This is a genomic window from Marixanthomonas ophiurae (genome assembly GCF_003413745.1).
GTDB classification, from domain to species: domain Bacteria; phylum Bacteroidota; class Bacteroidia; order Flavobacteriales; family Flavobacteriaceae; genus Marixanthomonas; species Marixanthomonas ophiurae.
On sequence record NZ_QVID01000001.1, the window covers coordinates 988,422 to 1,009,378 of the forward strand.

Annotated in this window: 17 protein-coding genes; 9 read left to right on the plus strand and 8 right to left on the minus strand. The window is 36.9% G+C overall.

Annotated elements, in window-relative coordinates:
• Window positions 1-95: 95 nt before the first annotated feature.
• The 3 genes from DZ858_RS04470 to metG are packed head-to-tail and all read right to left on the minus strand — an operon-like array spanning window position 96 to window position 5,736.
• The gene (locus DZ858_RS04470) at window positions 96-2,219 is read right to left on the minus strand and encodes a Tex family protein (RefSeq protein WP_117158325.1); all 2,124 of its coding nucleotides are present in this window, start codon (window positions 2,217-2,219) and stop codon (window positions 96-98) included.
• A 7-nt stretch (window positions 2,220-2,226) separates the two neighbouring features.
• Window positions 2,227-3,639, minus strand: coding sequence for a hypothetical protein (locus tag DZ858_RS04475; RefSeq protein ID WP_147309569.1), 1,413 nt, complete (start codon window positions 3,637-3,639; stop codon window positions 2,227-2,229).
• Between the two features lie 6 nt (window positions 3,640-3,645).
• On the minus strand, window positions 3,646-5,736 hold the full coding sequence (gene metG, locus DZ858_RS04480; RefSeq protein WP_117158327.1) for a methionine--tRNA ligase: 2,091 nt from the start codon (window positions 5,734-5,736) through the stop codon (window positions 3,646-3,648).
• Window positions 5,737-5,826: 90 nt separating this feature from the next.
• Between metG and DZ858_RS04485 the strand changes: the two genes are divergently transcribed.
• A complete protein-coding gene (locus DZ858_RS04485; RefSeq protein ID WP_117158328.1) occupies window positions 5,827-6,726 on the plus strand; it encodes a S66 peptidase family protein in 900 nt (299 codons plus the stop codon).
• Between the two features lie 3 nt (window positions 6,727-6,729).
• On the opposite strand, the gene DZ858_RS04490 is transcribed toward DZ858_RS04485, so the two are convergent.
• Genes DZ858_RS04490 through DZ858_RS04500 form a run of 3 tightly spaced genes read right to left on the minus strand, consistent with a single transcriptional unit; the run spans window position 6,730 to window position 9,449 of the window.
• Window positions 6,730-7,038, minus strand: coding sequence for a DUF3784 domain-containing protein (locus DZ858_RS04490; RefSeq protein WP_117158329.1), 309 nt, complete (start codon window positions 7,036-7,038; stop codon window positions 6,730-6,732).
• Between the two features lie 4 nt (window positions 7,039-7,042).
• Entirely contained in the window at window positions 7,043-7,486 is a 444-nt protein-coding gene (locus DZ858_RS04495; RefSeq protein WP_147309570.1) for a hypothetical protein, read from the minus strand.
• 55 nt (window positions 7,487-7,541) lie between these two features.
• Window positions 7,542-9,449, minus strand: a complete 1,908-nt coding sequence (locus tag DZ858_RS04500) for a S9 family peptidase (protein ID WP_117158331.1) — start codon at window positions 9,447-9,449, stop codon at window positions 7,542-7,544.
• A gap of 160 nt (window positions 9,450-9,609) precedes the next feature.
• Between DZ858_RS04500 and DZ858_RS04505 the strand changes: the two genes are divergently transcribed.
• The 3 genes from DZ858_RS04505 to cysM all read left to right on the plus strand — a co-directional run bounded on the left by DZ858_RS04505 (window position 9,610) and on the right by cysM (window position 11,722).
• Complete coding sequence (locus DZ858_RS04505) at window positions 9,610-9,972, plus strand: YraN family protein (RefSeq protein ID WP_117158332.1); 363 nt, start codon at window positions 9,610-9,612, stop codon at window positions 9,970-9,972.
• 75 nt (window positions 9,973-10,047) lie between these two features.
• A complete protein-coding gene (locus DZ858_RS04510) occupies window positions 10,048-10,845 on the plus strand; it encodes a serine O-acetyltransferase (RefSeq protein ID WP_117158333.1) in 798 nt (265 codons plus the stop codon).
• A complete protein-coding gene (gene cysM / locus DZ858_RS04515) occupies window positions 10,838-11,722 on the plus strand; it encodes a cysteine synthase CysM (RefSeq protein WP_117158334.1) in 885 nt (294 codons plus the stop codon). The genes DZ858_RS04510 and cysM overlap by 8 nt, the downstream gene beginning before the upstream one ends.
• Window positions 11,723-11,726: 4 nt before the next feature.
• Here the strand turns inward: cysM and mfd are convergent, their stop codons facing one another.
• A complete protein-coding gene (gene mfd, locus DZ858_RS04520) occupies window positions 11,727-15,080 on the minus strand; it encodes a transcription-repair coupling factor (protein WP_117158335.1) in 3,354 nt (1,117 codons plus the stop codon).
• A 105-nt stretch (window positions 15,081-15,185) separates the two neighbouring features.
• Here mfd and DZ858_RS04525 point away from each other — a divergent pair, with 105 nt between their 5' ends.
• Genes DZ858_RS04525 through DZ858_RS04535 form a run of 3 tightly spaced genes read left to right on the plus strand, consistent with a single transcriptional unit; the run spans window position 15,186 to window position 17,737 of the window.
• Entirely contained in the window at window positions 15,186-15,620 is a 435-nt protein-coding gene (locus DZ858_RS04525; RefSeq protein ID WP_205120345.1) for a DoxX family membrane protein, read from the plus strand.
• Window positions 15,598-16,383, plus strand: coding sequence for an SDR family NAD(P)-dependent oxidoreductase (locus DZ858_RS04530; RefSeq protein ID WP_117158336.1), 786 nt, complete (start codon window positions 15,598-15,600; stop codon window positions 16,381-16,383). The genes DZ858_RS04525 and DZ858_RS04530 overlap by 23 nt, the downstream gene beginning before the upstream one ends.
• Window position 16,384: 1 nt before the next feature.
• Window positions 16,385-17,737: a dihydrolipoyl dehydrogenase family protein gene (locus tag DZ858_RS04535; protein WP_117158337.1), complete on the plus strand. Its 1,353-nt coding sequence runs from the start codon at window positions 16,385-16,387 to the stop codon at window positions 17,735-17,737.
• Between the two features lie 56 nt (window positions 17,738-17,793).
• Here DZ858_RS04535 and DZ858_RS04540 read toward each other — a convergent pair whose 3' ends face one another.
• On the minus strand, window positions 17,794-18,591 hold the full coding sequence (locus DZ858_RS04540; protein WP_117158338.1) for a tryptophan-rich sensory protein: 798 nt from the start codon (window positions 18,589-18,591) through the stop codon (window positions 17,794-17,796).
• A 146-nt stretch (window positions 18,592-18,737) separates the two neighbouring features.
• Here DZ858_RS04540 and DZ858_RS04545 point away from each other — a divergent pair, with 146 nt between their 5' ends.
• Window positions 18,738-19,166, plus strand: coding sequence for a TerB family tellurite resistance protein (locus DZ858_RS04545; protein ID WP_117158339.1), 429 nt, complete (start codon window positions 18,738-18,740; stop codon window positions 19,164-19,166).
• A gap of 108 nt (window positions 19,167-19,274) precedes the next feature.
• Window positions 19,275-20,957 carry a T9SS type A sorting domain-containing protein gene (locus tag DZ858_RS04550; RefSeq protein ID WP_117158340.1) on the plus strand — a complete coding sequence of 561 codons (1,683 nt, stop codon included), beginning with the start codon at window positions 19,275-19,277 and terminating at the stop codon, window positions 20,955-20,957.

Consider the following 20,957-nt stretch of genomic DNA (forward strand, 5'->3'; position numbering starts at 1 on the left):
CTAACAGTTAAAAGGATGAAATAATAAAAACGCGAAATTAGCTAATAAAAAACACTAGCAAATAGAAAAAGGGAAAGAAAACAGATATTTAACACCTATTTATGAAGTTTCAACTGAATCCGTTTTCTGTCAACATCTACCTCCAATACTTTTACGATAATTTGTTGGTGTAAATGTACGTGTTCATTGACATCAGAAACAAAAGAATCTGCCAAATTTGAAATGTGAATAAGACCACTTTCTTTTATCCCAACATCCACAAAAGCACCAAAATTTGTGACATTATTTACAATTCCTGGTAGTAATTGACCTTCTTCTAGATCGGTTATTGTTTTAATGCTTTGGTTAAAAGTGAATACTTTCGCTTGCTCCCTGATATCAAGACCAGGCTTTTCCAATTCTTTTATAATATCCTGAAGCGTAGGTAAGCCGATGGTTTCTGTTTGGTATTTTTCTAACGGAATTTTTTGAAGCAATGTTTTATTTCCTATTAATTCTGAAATATCAACCTTTTTATCTTTTGCCATTTTTGAAACCACAGCATAACTTTCTGGGTGTACGGCTGAATCGTCCAATGGGTTTTTGGCTTCTTTTATCCGAAGAAACCCAGCCGCTTGCTGATATGCTTTTCCGCCTAATCTGGAAACATCTTTAATTTCCTCTCTGGAAGTAAAAGCGCCGTTTTCATCGCGATGTTTTACAATATTTTCAGCCAGTTTATCACCAATACCCGAAACATAGCTTAGCAATGAAGTACTCGCAGTATTAATATTGACACCTACAGCATTTACACAGGTTTCCACTACGCGATCTAGTGAGTTTTTAAGTTTGGTTTGGTCCACATCGTGTTGGTATTGCCCAACTCCAATTGATTTTGCATCGATTTTCACCAGTTCTGCTAAGGGGTCTTGCAAACGTCGCCCAATAGAAACCGAACCCCGAACGGTAACATCATAATTTGGAAACTCATCGCGTGCAATTTTTGAAGCCGAATAAATAGAAGCACCGGCTTCGCTCACAACAAATACTTGAATGGAACGGTCAAATTGAATACGGCGGATTAGCTGTTCGGTTTCTCTAGAAGCGGTTCCGTTACCAATGGCAATGGCTTCAATTTTATGAGCATTCACCAACGTGCTGATCTTTTTGATTGCCCCTTTTGAATCATTTTTTGGCGGATGCGGGTAGATGGTTTCGTTGTGTTCTAGTCCGCCTTGCGCATCGAGGCAGACAATTTTACAACCCGTTCTAAAACCTGGATCGATTGCTAAAACTTTCTTTTCACCTAACGGGGAACCCAATAACAATTGTTTCAGGTTTTTCGCGAATACCTGTATGGCGGTTTCGTCTGCTTTTTCTTTAGCCGCGGTTAAAATTTCGTTGGAAAGTGCCGGAAACAATAATCTTTTATAGGCATCTACTATAGCCATTGAAATTTGTTCAGCACAGTCACCGTTCGATTTTATAATTCGGTTTTCTATTTTGTAAAGCGCCTTTTCATCATCAATTTCTATTTTAAGACGAATAAACCCTTCTTCCGTAGCACGAAGAATTGCCAACAATCGGTGTGACGGACAACGACTTAATGCTTCGCTCCAGTTAAAATAATCCCTAAATTTCTGCGCTTTTTCATCATCTTTCTTCGTTTTCACCACTTTGGTTGTGAGGATAGCGTGGCGTTCTAATTGGTTCCGAAGCATATTTCGAATGTCGCTCCGTTCGTTAACCCATTCTGAAATGATGTGGCGCGCGCCCTCCAAAGCATCTTCGACTGGAATGGAATTCGAAGAATATTGTTCAGCAATCGAATCGATATTTGAAGCATTTTGCGCCATAATAATTTTGGCGAGTGGCTCCAAACCATTGTTTCTAGCCGTATCGGCTTTGGTTTTCCGTTTCTTTTTATACGGCAGGTATAAATCTTCTAATGTGGTGCTATCGGTAGTTTCTTCTATTTTTTTCTGAAGTTCATTGGTAAGTACGTCTTGTTCTTTCAACGCTTTTAAAATAGTGGCTTTTCGCTTTTCTAAGGTTTCAAATGCTTCTTTATACGATACAATATCTCCAATTTGCACTTCGTCTAAATTCCCTGTTTGTTCTTTTCGGTAGCGCGAAATAAATGGAATGGTACAGTCTTCGTTCAACAAAGCAATGGTGTTTTGTATTGCTTTTTCGGGAAGTTGGGTTTTGGAAGTTATATATTTAAGAAGGCTGTTCATTTTAAATTTATTCTGAAAATTTTACAAGCCTATAACTGTTCTCTTTCCTATTGTAATGTCCCCAGATAAAGGATTCGTTTAATTTAAAGATAGTTTCGGCGGTCGCTCCTTTTGTGTTTTCAAAAGCAGTTTTTATTCTATCAAAGGGATTTTCAGAAATCGACCCTTCAAGATGGTTAAAATCTTTATCAAACAAACCTGTAATTCTAACAGATTTTGTGTTTTTATATCCGTTGTATGTGGAGTTTAAGTTATTAAAAGAGGCTGCTATAATTCCACCGGCAAGACCTCCTAATGCACCTCCAATAATCATTGCGTTACTTGGTTTTTCTGTGGCACTGCCCATTGTAATTTCATAAATTCCATTTTGTTTATAAATGGATAGACCAATACCTTCATTCGAAATTTTCCGTAGGAATTGATTAGTTTTTTCTAGTTCTCTATACGAATCAAAATCACCTCCTTCTTGTATTATTGGGGTGTTTTTAAATTCTAATTGTTCGTCATCAGTGACAGCGATTTTTTTAATTATTTTTCCTGAAGGTATCTCTGCTATTTGAAATTGAAGCTCATCTGAATTGGAAGCTATTTGAAAAAGCTTATTATCCAAAAGAAAGCTATTGCTGTATGTTGACATTTGGAAACCGTCAAATTCCCGTTGCGCTACTTTTTCAACTGTTTGCTTAAAGGAATCTAAATCAAACTTAATAACATAAGTATATTCCTTGAAATGGTCTGAGGTTATGCTTACTAAACTACCTCTTCGGTAAATTTTAAAATCTTTAGAGGTAAGCTCTAATGAATTTGGTGTATTTAATTCAATCTGACTTATTGTAGATCTACTTACAATTTCACTCAGTCTAATGGGTCTGTCATTTCTATCTAAAAGAGCTTGTTCTTCAAATTTAACTTTGTTAACTATGGGTGTAAGCGTATTTTTAAACGAGTAAATATTGATTTGTGAGCTTCTTTTAGGAACAGATAAAACGTGTAGTGTATTGTTGTAATATACTGCGTCTAAATAGGTCTCACCACGAAGTTTAAAGTCTAATTCCTTAGCTTGACTAATACTTTTTTCAAAATCAAAGATCATTGCTCCATAACTCCTACCATTTAAGGTATTCATAAAAAGAGTTACTTTTTTATCCTCGATAGTATACCCAATTATAGACTTAAATTTTGAAGAAAGGTCTGGGCAGATTACATTTCCCAAGGTATTATAATTTTCATCATAGAGAAAACCATATACTCTATCACTGTCTTCAAGAAAAACAAAGAAATTCCCTGATTTTTCATCTACTATACTAAAGGATTGCTTTATAGTATTGAACTTGTCGTCGCCATTTATCTGTATAACTTCCTCCTGTCCATTCATAAATGTATAAAAGAACATGGTTAGAAATAGAAATAATTGTTTCATAAAGTATTAATTTATCGATGCTCCGTTTTCAACTCCAGCTCCTGTACTGAGCGGAGTCGAAGTGTCTGGGTTTACAAAAGATAACTTCCCTTCAGCTGTTTCGGTCATTAAAATCATGCCTTGGCTTTCTACACCGCGTAATTTTCTAGGCGCTAAATTAACGAGTACCGTCACTTTTTTACCAATAACTTCTTCTGCTTTAAAACTTTCAGCAATTCCTGAAACGATGGTGCGTACATCGATACCCGTATCCACTTTTAATACCAGTAATTTTTTCGTTTTTGGCATTTTATCGGCTTCGATAATGGTTCCCACGCGCATATCGAGTTTGGTGAAATCTTCAAACTGAATGGTTTCTTTTTCAGGCTCTACGGTTTTGTTCATGGCTTCATTGGCTTTTTTACTGGCTTCTAGCTTATCTAACTGCTTTTGTATTTGCTCGTCCTCAATTTTACTGAACAACAAACTTCCCTTTCCTGTTTGGTGACTAGGCTTTATAAGTTCAGTTTTTGAAGTGACATCACTCCAAATAAGTTCATTTTCACCTTTTTCAAGATGAAGCATTTCTCTTAATTTTTCTGAAGTAAATGGCAAAAACGGTTCGCTCAAGACTGATAAAGCAGAGGCGATTTGCAATGCGACATACATCACCGTTTTGGTTCGTGTTTCATCGGTTTTAAACGTTTTCCAAGGTTCTTCGTCTGCTAAATATTTGTTACCTAATCGCGCGACATTCATCAATTCTTGCTGCGCTTCTCTAAAACGATACCGCTCTATCGAACTCGCAATAACAGCTGGATAGGCCTGTAACTCTTTTAATGTTTGTTTGTCAACTTCAGAAAAATCTGAAGCCTCTGGAACAATACCATCGTAATATTTATTGGTTAAAACCACCACTCGATTTATGAAATTTCCGAAGATAGCAACCAACTCATTATTGTTTCTAGCTTGAAAATCGGACCAAGTAAAGTCGTTGTCTTTTGTTTCTGGAGCGTTTGCTGTTAATACATAGCGCAACACATCTTGTTGATTTGGAAACTCCTCCAAATACTCGTGCAACCAAACCGCCCAGTTTTTACTAGTGGATATTTTATTGCCTTCCAGGTTTAAAAATTCATTCGCAGGAACGTTATCTGGTAAAATATAACTTCCGTCAGCTTTTAGCATACTCGGGAAGATAATACAGTGAAAAACAATGTTGTCTTTCCCAATAAAATGAAGCAGTTTAGAATCTTCATCTTTCCAATATGGTTCCCAGTCTTTACCTTCGCGTTCGGCCCATTCTTTGGTTGCCGAAATATACCCTATCGGCGCATCAAACCAAACATATAAAACCTTGCCTTCACCTCCTTCAACAGGTACGGGAATTCCCCACTCCAGATCGCGGGTTACCGCTCGTGCTCGTAAGCCGTCGTCAATCCAAGATTTGCATTGGCCGTACACATTGCTTTTCCAATCTTTTTTATGGTCTTTTAAAATCCATTCTTTTAAAAAGCCTTCGTATTGGTCTAAAGGTAAAAACCAATGGCGTGTTTCTTTTAAAACAGGCTTGTTACCCGTAATGGCACTTTTTGGATTGATTAAATCGGTTGCGTTGTGTGAGGTTCCGCAGTTTTCGCACTGGTCGCCGTAGCTTTCTTCAAAACCACATTTTGGGCAGGTTCCTAAAATAAACCGATCGGCCAGAAATTGGTCGGCTTCGGCATCGTACAATTGCTCGGTAACTTCTTCAATAAACTTTCCGTCTTCATACAATTTTTTGAAAAATGCTGAAGCAGTATCGTGATGAACTTTTGCTGAGGTGCGGGAATAGTTATCAAAGGAAATTCCGAAATCTTCAAACGATTTTTTAATGATTCCGTGGTATTTATCCACTACTTCTTGAGGCGTGATGCCTTCTTTTTTGGCCTTAATGGTAATAGGCACGCCGTGTTCGTCACTTCCGCAGACAAATGCTACATCTTTATTTTGTAAGCGTTGGTAGCGCGCGTAAATATCTGCTGGCACATATACCCCAGCTAAATGCCCGATATGAACAGGGCCATTGGTGTACGGTAAAGCGGCGGTAATAGTATATCTTTTTGGTGTCGTTTGCATAATTGAATCCTTCGTTTTCTTGATGGAGGTGCAAAATTACGGATAAATGTGTTAATTTGGGTGCTATACTATTTTAGATTACCACTACTTATGATTACACCTGAATTTTTACAAAAAGGCGATACCGTCGCAATTGTTTCCACTGCTCGAAAAATTTCAAAAACAGAATTAAAACCCGGTTTAGACTTGTTAGAAGGATGGGGCTTGAAAGTAATTTTAGGAAAAACAATCGAAGCCGAACAAAACCAGTTTGCAGGAGATGATGGATTACGAACAGCTGATTTTCAAGAGATGTTAGATAACCCAAAGGTAAAAGCCATTTGGTGTGCGCGAGGTGGTTATGGAACGGTTCGGATGGTGGATGGACTGAATTTTTCAGAATTCAAAAAAAATCCGAAGTGGGTTATTGGGTATAGCGATATTACGGTGCTGCATTCGCACATTCATAATTTGGATGTAGAAACGATGCACGCTGATATGCCAGCAGATATTAAGAAGAGAACAGTAGAAGCAGCAACTTCCATAAAAAAAGTTCTATTTGGAGAAGAATATAAAATTTCATTTCCTTCCGAAGAAAAAGAATTAATCCGAACCGGAAAAGTAACAGGGCAATTGGTGGGCGGTAACCTTTCGGTTTTGTATTCTATTTTAGGAAGTACTTCGTCAGTAAATACCGATGGAAAAATACTTTTCATAGAAGATTTGGATGAATACCTATATCACATTGACCGAATGATGCAAAACCTTAAACGCAGCGGATTTCTGAAAAACCTTTCTGGATTGGTAGTAGGTGGTTTGAGCGATATGAATGATAATACGATTCCTTTTGGAAAAACGGCTGAGAAAATTATTGCTGAAGTTGTTTCAGAATATGAGTACCCGGTTTGTTTTAATGCTCCGGCAGGTCATATAAAAGACAATCGCGCATTGATAATGGGACGAAACGTTACGTTGGAAGTGACTGAAAAGGAAGCGAAACTTACTTTTTAAATGCTATTTGTCAATCGTATATTTTTTGGAATTAGATCGAATCAATAAATAGGGAATCCCTATGATTAATGCCCCAAAGAAAGCGATGTTTTCAATTTCGGGATTCGCAAACCATGTAGCGGCAAAATAACCGATTATCATTATAAAAGCCATGCCAAACATGGCGTTTCTAAAGACTGTTGCAATTCCATCGACATCTACTTTGGCTTTTTCTTCTTTTGGAATGGTATTATAGCCTGCTATTAAAAAATATAGTTTACCGTATTTAATCAGTATGCCAAGGATAATAAAGAGGATTGCTATTGCTATCATTATTTTAAGTGGTAAATATGTGAAAAACGGTATCATAGATATGATACCACAATGATTTGTTTGTTTTTTCAGAATTAGGGTCTTCAATCCAATATTCACAAACATTACAAATTACCTGATTTTTGGAAGTTACTTTTACTGTTAATCCATCCATTGAGGCAATTTCATCCTCATAACCAATTTTATTTGTAGTATCTGTCCATTCAACTTTCTCGGTTCGAATTTTATCCGATGAACATCTGGGGCATCGCATTTTTCCTTTTTTTTCTTCTTTTTTTGGGTTGATAGCGATTAGTTGATTAATCCTCTCTTCCGTGAAACCTTGTTTTAAAAGATGCTTTTTAATCTTTAATTGAGTTTCTGGCATATAGGTTTGAAGTTTGAATTTTGCAAAATATGCTAATTCATAATCATCCAATTCATTCAGAAATCTTATTATTCGACTCATTATCAAATAAAAATATAAAAAAATCCCCTTTTCAAGTGAAAAGGGGATTTGAAAATTAAAGCGTTTCTTTTAGCCATTTAAAAAATTCGTTTTGCCAAACCAACGCGTTTTGCGGGGTTAGGATCCAGTGGTTTTCTTCTGGAAAATAAAGCAATTTACTCTTTATTCCTAACAATTGTGCAGCTTGATAGGCGCTTAAACCTTGTTCAATCGGCACACGATAATCTTTTCCTCCTTGAATAATTAAAATAGGCGTGTCCCAATTTGATACTTTGGTAATTGGGTTGAACTCGTTGTAAACTTTTTGGGTTGTTTTATTGTTTTTGTCCCAATACGGTCCGCCAAAATCATGGTTTACAAAGAACAATTCTTCGGTGGTGCCATACATACTTCTAGTATCAAATACACCATCGTGAGCGATAAACGACTTAAAACGGTTGTTATGGATTCCAGCTAAGTAAAACACTGAATATCCGCCATAACTAGCGCCAACAGCTCCTAATCTATCATTATCAACGTACGGCTCTTTAGCGATTTCATCGATGGCCGAAAGATAATCGTCCATTACTTGTCCGCCCCAATCTTTGCTAATGGCTTCGTTCCATTCTACACCGTGACCGGGCATACCGCGACGGTTAGGCGCCACGACAATATATCCTTGCGATGCCATTAATTGGAAATTCCAACGGTAGGAATAAAATTGTGATAGCGGCGATTGTGGACCACCTTGGGCGTATAATAAGGTTGGATATTTTTTGGAAGCGTCAAAATTTGGAGGTAGAATTACCCAAACCAACATTTCTTTGCCGTCGGTAGTAGTTACCGTCCGCTTTTCAACTTTTGGCAAGTCGATACTATTGTATAACTCTAAATTGATATTCGTCAATTGCTTAAACGTGTTGTCTTTTAAATTAAAACTAAAAATTTCAGCAGCATGATTCATATCGGTTCGAGTAACTAACAGCGTATTGTCTTTTTGTGCAATAATACTTGTTACATCAAATTGGCCTTTGGAAAGTTGTTTTACTACCGGCGCAATTCGTTTTTTACCTGGATAGTTCACCTTAAAAAGTTGAATGGTTCCATCAACGGCAGCGGTAAAATAAACATCGGTTCCGTCGTTATTCCATAAAAAGCTACGTACTGTACCATCCCATTGTGCAGTAAGATTTTGCTTTACATCATTTTGTAAAACAACGATATCGTTTTTATCAGCTTCATACCCATCGGTTTTCATCTGCAACCACGCCAAAGCTCCTTTTGACGAAAAAGCTGGATTAGTATCGTAACCTTTATTGTCCTTGGTAATATTTTCGGTGGTTTTAGAATCCAGATTGTACTTGTAAATATCAGTATTAGTACTAGTAGCATACTCTTTACCTTTTAACTTCTTGCTTACATAGTAAATGTCTTTGCTGTCTGGCGACCAAATATAATCTTCGTCACCACCAAAAGGACGTTGTGGTGTATGATACGGTTGTTTGGGCATAATATCGGTGCCAGTCGCATTTTCGTTATCAGTAGGTTTGTAAAAAACATGGTTGTAGCTACCATCTTGCCACGTGTCCCAGTGACGGATATCTAAATCGGAAAAAATATAGGCGTTAGACTCTTCCAGATTTTTATATACATCTTTTCCTTTAATGGCTTCAACATGCACTTCTTCATTAAACAATTTATACGTGCCGTCGGGTGAAATATTTTTGTCTTTTGCGTTAGCATCGTCTTCATTAATTTCGACTATAGTTCCTCCCGAAACTGGCATTTTATAGTACTTGGTGTTAAAATCATTTTCTTCAATATTCGGTGTTTTTACCTTGAAAAAGATTGTCGCACCATCTTGATCCAACCCCATTACGCTTAAGCGTTTTACTTGCCATAGCAGTTCGGGGGTCATTGTTTGTTGTCCAACCATTAAACTACTGCTTAGCATTACACTTAGAATTAGAATTATTTTTTTCATACCTGTTCTTTTTTATACTAGAATTATTTTTTTCTGAAATGTTATAGGATATAATCATACAAAACAAAGTTAACCATAAGTAACGTTATTTGCCTGGGGTTTCAAAGGTTATTCTTTTCAACTTTAATGGTTATCTTGTAAGGTGTAATCCTAAATTGGCATGGCACACCACAACGAACTTGGAAAAATAGGCGAGCAATTGGCAGCAGACTATCTTCTGAAAAACGGCTATGAAATTTTAGAACGAAATTTTTTCTTCGACAAGGCCGAAATAGACATCATAGCCCAAAAAGATGAAGACACTATTGTAATTGTAGAAGTAAAAACCCGAAATAGTTCTTTTTTTGGGGATCCACAAAGCTTTGTTACTAGAGGAAAAGTAAAACTATTGGTAAAAGCTGCCAATGAGTATATGATTGATAACAACCTTGACAAAGAAGTTCAGTTTGATATTATTGCCGTGTTGAAAAACAAAACTACCGAACAGATTGAACATTTTGAAAATGCATTTTATCATTTTTAAAAAAACCCTTATTCTATTGGTATTTCTGTAATTTTGAAATAAGGCAATCGACTCACTCAATCTTAGTTTCAACTTATGAATTTTACCAAAAAAGATATTATTCAAGCCATTCAGCAACAGAAAGAAAACCCTAATTTAAAGTATCGTTTAAAAGAGCGTACCGAAGAGTTTACAAGGTTGTTATTCCATACCTTATTCGATTCGGAAACATCCGTTTCAGAAAATTTTGATACGTTAGAAACACTTTTTGAAGAATTAGTAGATATTGCGTGTTGGACACCAGAAAAACCGTGTAAAAAGCTGTGGAAATCATACTTACAAAAACTTCCAGGAATTTTAGAAAAATTAAATAAAGATGCGAAGGCATTTGTTGAAAACGATCCTGCAGCAAATTCTATCGAAGAAGTATATCTTTCGTATCCAGGATTTTACGCTATTGTAATCTATCGATTAAGTCACGAATTATATGAAGTGGGAATGCCTTTAGTGCCCAGGCTTATGAGTGAATATGCACACCGTATTTCAGGAGCTGATATCAATCCCGGGGCGAAAATAGGCGAGTCCTTTTTTCTAGACCATGCAACAGGTACGGTAATTGGAGAGACTACAATTATTAAAAATAATGTAAAAATTTACCAAGGGGTTACCTTAGGAGCGCTTTCAGTAGCAAGAAATTTACGAAATATAAAACGGCATCCAACTGTTGAAAACAATGTGGTTATTTATGCAAATGCAACTATTTTGGGCGGAAAAACAATCATTGGTGAAAATAGCGTAATAGGAGGAAATACGTGGATTACCAATTCTATTCCGCGGAACTCTATTGTTTCAAACACCAATGAAGTGAAAATTAAAACAACAGAAAATGTTTAAAAATATAACCGATTTTATAGGTAAGACTCCTTTAATTGAAGCACAAACCTTAATTAAGAACCCGAAGATCACCTTACTCTTAAAAATGGAAGGTCATAACCCAGGCGGAAGCGTAAAAGATCGGGCGGCTTATAACATGATTAGATCTGCTTTAGATCGAGGCGAAATTGATAAAAGTACGAAGCTAATTGAAGCCACAAGCGGAAATACCGGTATTGCATTAGCGATGATTGCCGGAATTTTTAAGCTTAACATTGAACTCGTGATGCCCGAAAATTCAACTAAAGAGCGTGTGCAAACCATGCGAGCGTATGGTGCGAAAGTTACGTTAACGTCATCCGATATCGGTATTGAAGGTGCAAGAGATTATGCCGAACAAAAAGTAGCTGAAGAGGGATATTATTCCTTTAATCAGTTTGCAAATGATGATAACTGGAAAGCCCATTATAAAACCACAGGCCCTGAAATTTGGAAGGATACAGAAGGGAAAATAACGCACTTTGTTTCAGCAATGGGAACTACGGGAACCATTATGGGCACCTCTACTTATTTGAAAGAACAAAATAAAAACATTCAAATTGTAGGTGCGCAACCAACAGACGGTTCTAAAATTCCTGGAATTCGAAAATGGGAGAAAGCATATTTACCTAAAATATTCAATCCTAAAAAAGTGGATCAAGTAATTGAAGTAAGCGAAACGGAAGCTACCGAAATGGCAAAACGCTTAGCAGAGGAAGAAGGTGTATTCTCTGGGATGAGCAGCGGCGGCAGTGTTACAGCAGCGTTGAAATTAGCCGAAACATTAGAAAGTGGTGTAATCGTAGCAGTAATCTGTGATCGAGGCGATCGGTATTTGTCTTCTCTCTTGTTTGAGTAAATTGTTACGTCGCTTCTGAAAAACTACTTGAAAAAGGCGCTAGCGCTTCCAATGCTCTATCTACTGAAGTAATTCTATCAAAAGTCAATAACAACCGCAGTCCGTTGCGGGTTTTCTTTTCTTTCATCGTTACGCGCTGCGGATGGTTTTGAACGTATTGCAATACTTTTGTAAACGCCGGACTCTGATAATACGCACTTGCTTGATCGCTCACAAAATAACCAACCAATTTGTTTTTCTTCATAATCACGCGTTCCAGTCCCATTTTAATCGCAATCCATTTAATACGAACACTGTTCAATAAATCAATTGCTTCGTCAGGAAGTTCCCCAAAGCGGTCTATTAATTCTTTTTCAAATTGTTGGAGTTCTTCCTCAGTTTTTAACTGATTTAACTTGGTGTACAGATTAAGCCGTTCCGTAATGTTATTGATGTAATCATCAGGGAAAAGCAATTCAAAATCGGTATCGAGCACGGTTTCTTTTACAAAATCCTTTTTCTCATGTTCGGTACCTTCATACAGATCTTTAAATTCTTTCTCTTTAAGTTCATCAATCGCTTCGGAAAGAATTTTTTGATAGGTTTCAAACCCAATTTCATTGATAAACCCGCTTTGTTCGCCGCCTAATAAATCTCCCGCACCACGAATTTCCAAATCTTTCATTGCAATGTTTAACCCGCTACCTAATTCTGAAAATTGCTCCAAAGCTGTAATTCGTTTTCGCGCTTCGTCGGTCATGGCTGAATAGGGAGGTGTGATAAAATAACAGAACGCTTTTTTATTACTTCTACCCACACGCCCGCGCATTTGGTGTAAATCGGACAATCCGAAATTATTGGCATTGTTGATAAAAATAGTGTTGGCGTTTGGAACGTCCAGTCCGCTTTCAATAATAGTGGTTGAAACCAATACATCAAACTCATTGTTCATAAAACCGAGCATGAGTTTTTCCAGTTTTTTACCGTCCATCTGGCCGTGACCAATTCCTATTTTGGCATCTGGAACTAAGCGCTGAATCATTCCGGCTACTTCTTTAATGTTTTCAATACGGTTATGAACAAAAAATACTTGTCCGCCACGTGATATTTCATACCGAACGGCATCGCGAATACTTTCTTCCCCAAAACGAATCACGTGGGTTTCTACCGGATAGCGATTGGGTGGCGGCGTGGTGATTACCGATAAATCCCGTGCGGCCATTAAACTAAACTGTAACGTTCTCGGGATAGGTGTAGCGGTCAATGTCAAGGTGTCTACGTTTTCCTTTATGGTTTTTAGTTTGTCTTTTACCGCAACACCAAATTTTTGTTCTTCGTCAATTATTAATAATCCAAGATCTTTAAATTCAACCGATTTGTTTACCAATTGGTGCGTCCCAATCACAATATCAAGTGCTCCATCTTTTAAACCTTCTAGTACAGCACGACGTTCTTTGGCAGTTCGAAAACGGTTGAGGTAATCTACGTTTACAGGCATTTCGGCCAATCGCTCCGTAAATGTTTTGTAATGCTGAAATGCCAAAATGGTGGTGGGCACCAAAATAGCAACCTGTTTGTTGTTATCAACCGCTTTAAAAGCGGCACGAACGGCTACCTCCGTTTTTCCGAAACCTACATCGCCACAGATTAAGCGGTCCATTGGTCGCTCGTTTTCCATGTCGCGTTTTACATCTTCGGTAGCGGTAGATTGATCGGGCGTGTCTTCAAACATAAAAGACGACTCCAATTCAGCTTGTAAATACGAATCGGGATCATACGCAAACCCTTTTTGCAAACGACGTTTGGCGTAGAGCTCAATTAAGTTGAAAGCAATTTCCTTAACTCGTTTCTTGGTTTTCTGTTTTAATTTTTTCCAAGCAGCACTTCCCAGTTTGTATATTTTGGGTTCTTTTCCATCTTTGCCGTTGTACTTGGTGATTTTATGAAGCGAATGAATGCTGAGGTATAAAATATCGCGTTCGCCATAAATCAATTTGATGGCTTCTTGTTGTTTTCCTTCCACATCAATTTTCTGAAGTCCGCCAAATTTCCCAATTCCGTGATCAATGTGGGTAACGTAATCGCCTACTTCAAGGTTGGTCAATTCTTTTAAGGTAATTGCCTGCTTTTTGGCGTAGCCGTTTTTAAGCTGAAATTTATGATAACGCTCAAAAATTTGATGATCGGTATAACACACGTTTTTTTGAGTGTCATCGATAAATCCTTGAAACAATGGAAATACGACCGTTTGGTATTCTTTTACATGTTGTTCAGCATCTTCAAAAATGTCGTGAAAACGTTTTGCTTGCTGTTCGCTACTGCAGAAAATGTAGTTTTTATAGCCATTTTCAACGTTCTCGTTCAAGTTTTCAATTAACAAATTGAACTGCTTGTTAAACGACGGTTGCGGTTTTGTATTAAAATGAATTGCCTCGCTACTGGTTTTACTGTCTAGCGTTACGGTTGTAAATTCAGAGAGTTGGCTTTTTAATAATTCTGAAGTGCAAAATAAATCTTGTGGTTCGCTTTGTTTTACTTCGCCAGAAGCTTCATTAAAAGCGTGGGTTGCTTTTTCAAATAATTTTGTGATACTGCTGCTTAATAGTTCTTCATTTTTCAGAAAAACCACAGTTTTGGAAGCGATATATTTTAAGAAACTTTCACGGGTTTCTTCCATCATTTTATTCTCCACATTGGGAATGATGGATATTTTCTTTAATTGCTCGTCTGAAAGTTGTGTTTCTACATCGAAGGTACGGATGCTATCTACTTCATCGCCAAAAAATTCAATACGATATGGCTCGTCATTACTAAAACTGAAGACATCTAAAATCCCACCACGGACTGAAAACTCACCAGGTTCAGTTACAAAATCGGTACGTTTGAATTTATATTCAAATAACACTTCATTTACAAAATCGATAGACACTTCTTCGCCTACTTTTAGCTTTAAGGTGTTTTTTTCAAGTTCTTTTCGAGTTACTACCTTTTCGAATAAGGCTTCGGGATAAGTAACAATAATAGCCGGCTTTCTGCGGGAATTAATACGATTTAATACCTCACTCCTCAGCAACACATTCGCATTGTCGGTTTCTTCAATTTGGTAGGGTCTGCGATAACTTCCTGGATAAAACAACACGTTATCGTCGCCGTGCAATTGTTCTAAATCGTTTAAGTGATAAGCAGCTTCTTCTTTATCATTTAAAATAAGAAGGAATGGTTTTTCTGAAGCTTTAAACACTTCAGAAATAACAATAGAAGTAGCAGAGCCAACTAAGCCTGAAACCGAAATTTTTGGTTGCGAATCGAATATAGCTTCCCCTAGCTTTAGGGTTTCTTCAGCCTTTGCAAAAAGCGTATTAACAAGAGTCTTGCTCATAAAGGCGCAAAGATAGTATCTTATCTTCTTATTTTAAGCTGCCTTATTGAGTTTTATCATTTTCATAACACAATTAGGGTAATGCATTGAGTAATTTTAATACTTATGAAAAAGATTAGTAATAACCAGTTAGCGTTTTTTGTAGCTCGACTCACTATTGGGATTAATTTATTGGTTCACGGATTGGTTCGAATACCTAAATTAGACGCTTTTGCAAATGGAATAGTAAAAGGTTTTTCTGAAACCTACTTGCCTGAAATTTTAGTAAGCCCATTTGCATATTCCTTACCTTTTATCGAATTTACAATCGGAGCCCTGTTATTACTAGGTTGGAAAACTAAATATGCAGCAGCTGCGGGCGGACTTTTAATCGCCTTGTTGATTTTAGGCTCTGCTTTTAAAGAAGATTGGGCAGCGGTAGGAACACAAATGGTATATGCAATCTTTTTCTTTTTACTAATTAAAAATCTAGACCATAATTATTGGTCTATTGATACAAATGCAAGAAAAAAAGTAGATGGATTTAAAACTGAAAGATAAACGAGTTCTCATTACAGGATCAACGAAAGGAATTGGTTATGCAACCGCAAAACTATTTGCCGAAGAAGGCGCTCACGTTATTTTAAACGGACGTAGTGAGCAATCTGTGAAAAGCGCAGCAAGTTCTTTGAAGAAAAGTGTAAAAGGTGCAATGGTTACAGGAATTCCCTGTGATTTTTCCAATGCTGTTGAGGTGGGAAAACTTATAGAAGAAGTACAAGAAGTAGATATTTTAGTGAATAACGTAGGAATTTTTGATCCGACAGAATTTCTAGATATTCCAGATGAAGATTGGCAACGTTTTTACGATGTCAATGTTATGAGTGGCATACGTCTATCCCGTGCGTTTTTACCTAAGATGATGAAAAAAGATTGGGGACGTATTATTTTTATTTCAAGTGAAAGCGCGATAAATATACCTGTTGAAATGATTCACTACGGAATGACGAAAACAGCACAATTAGCTATTTCTCGTGGTCTTGCAGAAACCACTAAAGGTACTAATGTTACCGTAAACAGTGTGCTACCTGGGCCCACATTTTCAAATGGCGTAAAAGATATGACAGGGGTAAGTGATGGAAAATCTAAAAAAGAAGTAGAAAATGGTTTTTTTAAGACCGAACGCCCCACTTCCCTTATTCAGCGGTTTGCAGATCCTGAAGAAGTAGCTTCGATGATTGCTTATGTTGCGAGTCCGTTAGCGTCTGCGACAAATGGAGCCGCACTTCGTGTAGATGGCGGTGTAATTAAAACAATATATTAAGATGGCAATAGAAAAATTTGATGTTTTTGTAATAGGAACCGGAACAGCTGGAAAAAGTGTAGCGTACGATTGTATAGAAGCCGGAATGAGCGTTGCCATTGCCGATAATAGAGAATTTGGCGGTACATGTGCCAATCGTGGATGTGACCCAAAAAAAGTATTAGTAGGGTTTACCGAAGCCATACAATTAGCTGAAAACTTAAAAGGAAAAGGAATTACGGCTGCCCCTGAAATAAATTGGAAAGACATACAAAAATTCAAATCTAATTTTACTGAAGCGGTTCCCGCGGCAACGGAACGCGATTTAAAAGAAGCTGGGATTGCAATGTACCACCAATCACCGCAGTTTTTGGATGAAAACACCCTTACGGTGGAAGGAAAAACCGTAAAAGCTAAAAAAATAGTAATCGCTACGGGCCAAAAACCGATGGAGTTAAAAATTCCTGGAAGAGAACATTTAAAATTAAGTGACGATTTTTTAGACTTGCCAGAATTACCCGAAAGCATCGTCTTTGTTGGAGCGGGTTATATTGGGATGGAATTTGCACACATCGCCGCTCGCTGTGGCGCCAAAGTTACCGTAGTGGAATTTGCTCCACGACCGTTAACACCATTTGATGAAGATATTGTGAGTCATATTACAAAAGCTTCAGAGGAATTAGGAATTGATTTTATTTTTAACGCCCAAGTAACCGAAGTGGAAGAGCTTCAGAAAAACTACCGAGTTATTTTTCAGAAAGACGGAAAAAAGAATTCTGTAAAAGGACGGGCTGTTTTTAATACGGCAGGCCGTGTACCTTCGATAGACGCATTGGATTTAGAAAAAGGAAACGTTGCCTTTGAAAAAGGAGGTATTTCGGTGAATGAATTTCTTCAAAATACTACCAATCCGTCGGTGTATGCTTGTGGTGATGTTTCGGCAAGTGGTTCTTTACCATTAACACCTACTTCGTCTCAAGAAGCGAGGGTTGTTTCAAAAAATATTCGAAAAAACAATATCTTGAAAATGGATTTTCCGCCGGTTCCTTCCGTGGTATTTACATTGCCGCAAGTCGCTGCTATTGGTTTAACCGAAGAGCAAGCTAAAAAACAAGGCTATGATATTGTGGTGGAGTATAAAAGTGTGCCTTCTTGGTTCAATGCAAAACGTATAAATGAAAAGACCTACGCTTATAAAACCATAGTCGATAAAGAACGAAATTTGATTTTAGGTGCGCATATTATTGCGCCTCATGCAGGCGAAATGATTAATTTATTTGTACTCGCCATGTGCGGTAAATTGAAATGTGAAGATTTAAAAGCCATGATTTTTGCCTACCCAACGTGGGGTAATGATATTAAGGGGATGGTTTAAGGAAGTCGAAATTGAAATCGAAACTGAAATCAAATCTGAAAAATTGAAAATCAGAGCTATTTACCAAAATGCTCTTTGCATTTTTGCACCGGGCTAGTATCCTTGTTTTGAAAGGAATGAACGGCACTACTTATAAATAACACAGCAGCAGTTATCAAGGTTGCGTAAACGACAGCTTGGTTGCTGTCCCAATTGGCTACGGCAATTGCGATTAACGCCCAAACGCCTACTAATGCAAACTCGCGCATATTGCGTTTCCAGGTGACGGCTAGATTGATGATTCCGGCAATGATAACCATTATCACCGTCCAAGAAGTTTCAGAAAAACCCCAACCATCCCATCCGGTACTGCTTAAATAAGCAGCAATATTGGCAATACTTGCGACGGTTATCCATCCGCTATAAAAAACAAACGGCCACCATAAAAATGTAATGACTGAAATAGGGGCGTCCCACAATTCCATACGATTGTTCATGACAATTTTCAGTAGTGAAAATAGTAATACGAACATTACTAGTATAGAAAAACTAATATATCCGTAAAGCCAAAAGGTAACCCATAACATATTAGCCACGCACGATAACACGAACCACCAACCCGTTTTCAGCACAAAAGCATCATCCCTAACGGAGGTAAAAAGACTTCGGCTTTGGTAGATTATAAACCCTAATAATAATAAATAGATAAACCCCCAAATGGAGAAAGCATAGCCTGCTGGAGTAAACAAGTTTGGCATGGAGGCCGAAACTTCACCGATTGTGGTGTTGTTCATCGCGCCAGTGTTTGAGAGGTAGTTCACAAAAATAGTGGCCAAAAAGGCAAGAATATTAGCAATTTGTAGTGTTTTTTTCATAGTCCTTTAAAGTTAAAAGTTTAAAAGATGACTTCTTTTTAAATTAAGAAAAATTTAGCGAACGGTATTTTTATTGAAAAATAAAAAAGTCTAGTTTGCTAAACTTGATTTGTAAATATTTTATATTTGTAGCTTAATACGATACTATGTCATTTACAGATCTTTTTGAAAGAGGAGAACACTCCAGAAATTTGAGCCACTTTGCTTCTATAGCGAACATTGCAGCCATTGATGGTGAATTGAACGAAGAAGAAGAAAAGCTATTGAAGCGTTTTGCACGAAAGTTGGATATCGATGAAGATGAATACAAAGAAGTGATTAAAAACCCTTCAAAATATCCGATAAACCCTCCTAATAGTGCTGATAGGCGTTTGGAGCGTATGCACGATCTTTTTGAAATGATCTTTGCCGATCACGAAATAGACGATCATGAGCGTTTTTTAATTGAGCGCTATGCAATAGGGTTAGGTTATACGGCAGAATTAGCTCAAAAACTAATTAAACGCTCTATCGAAATCTACGATGGGGGATTAAACCTTGAAGATTATCGTTATTTATTGAACAGAGATAAGTAACTAAAAATCACAGAAATATAATGGGAACACCCAAGGCTTAAACTAGCTTTGGGTGTTTTTTTGTATGTTTGAATTATACAACTTAACCAATAATTTAGATATTCTGTTATGAAAACCATACCGCCTATTAAAAAAATAAGCACTTTTTTGTTATGTATTTCAATTTTCTCCTCCTCGTTTGCGCAAACATTGGAAATTGTGGAGAACCAGCCTGAATATGATTATGCTGAAGCTTTTGAAACTGAGGATAATATTGTTTTTACTGATTATTATGGGGGAACAAACCCTGCTATGTATAATTTTGATGGGATTAATTTTCAATCTATTCCTTTTGAAGATTATGCTAATGTTCAATACTTAGATAAATATAATAACAAATATTATTTTGCTCAATATGACCCTATAGCGAGCTTAATGGAATATGACGGATCTCAAGTAATATCCTACAATCTCCCAGAGGGTTATGAAAACCCTGTATTTCTAGGTAACTTTAATAATAGATTATTTATAGTAGGACAAAATTATCTGGAGGGTGATATAATTCTTGGTTTTAATGGTAATGAACTTGAAGAATTTGAAGTTCCAAACCAAAGAGAAATAATAGGTTATTATTTCTCTGAAAACAACCAGTCTTTATACCTTATTCTTAGAGATAATCAACAAAATAATCCTACATCAGCTTGGGTTTTTGACGGAGAAAATTATACCGTGATACCAAACCCCCAAGAAAAGGAAATAGTATCTATTCAAGGTGAAATAGATGGTGTATTGACTTTGGCCTGTATAGATGTCGTAAATACGGATATCTTTTCACTGTATTCTTTTGATGGGACAAATCTTACAGCCCTTCCGACCTCTGGAAATACTTCACTATCCTACAAATTAGGTTCAAATAATCAACAGATATTTTTTCGGTATAAAAATTTAGCCTCTGAAAAAGGAGAGTTGTATGGCTTTGATGGTAATGGGTTAAACCCGATTTACACAAATTTGGATAAAGACGCATATTTGTATGGAGGTAATTTTAATAATGAAGATTATTTTATCTTTTCTATGTATAATAGTTCCTCTCAATCTCATTTTTACAAATATGATGGGGTATCTTTTACAGCTATCGGAGTGCCAGAAAATTTAAGTGCGGTGGGATATGCTACGTCAACAGATGAAAAATTATATATGGTCTATGAGGATACCGAAGAAAATTATTCATTGACCGAACTGACATTAGGAGAAACAACAGCCACGTTGGTGTCAAACCCTCCTGAAAATTACAGCTTCTCTGATTTTCTAACTAGCTATGGAAACACATTATTTTATAGTTATGAATCGGATTCAGAACAATATCTCTATAAGCTTTATGCTGTAGATCAATCAGGGTTTGTTGAAGTTGTAGTGCCAGAAAATGCAGCCTTAGTTGATTACGAATTTACTTTAGACCAAGATTTGTATTTTAATTATTTAAATCAACAAACCAACACTACGCAACTATATAAAATAAATGGCAATGACTTAGGAAGGTTAGAAGCAGTAGAAACCAATCAAAATATCATCGTATCCCCAAACCCCGCAAACGGATATTTTAAAGTTCACTTTACGGATGCTACAATAGCAGGAGAAGTGAAAGTAAACCTATTCTCCATTTCTGGAAAGTTGATCAACGCTCAAGATTTTACGGTTTCAGGTTCAAATCCTGAAATTTTTTACCCAACTGAAAGTTTAACTTCCGGTGTTTATGTCATGGAAGTTATTTCATCTTCAGGTAGGGCTATTGAAAGAGTAGTTGTGCAATAA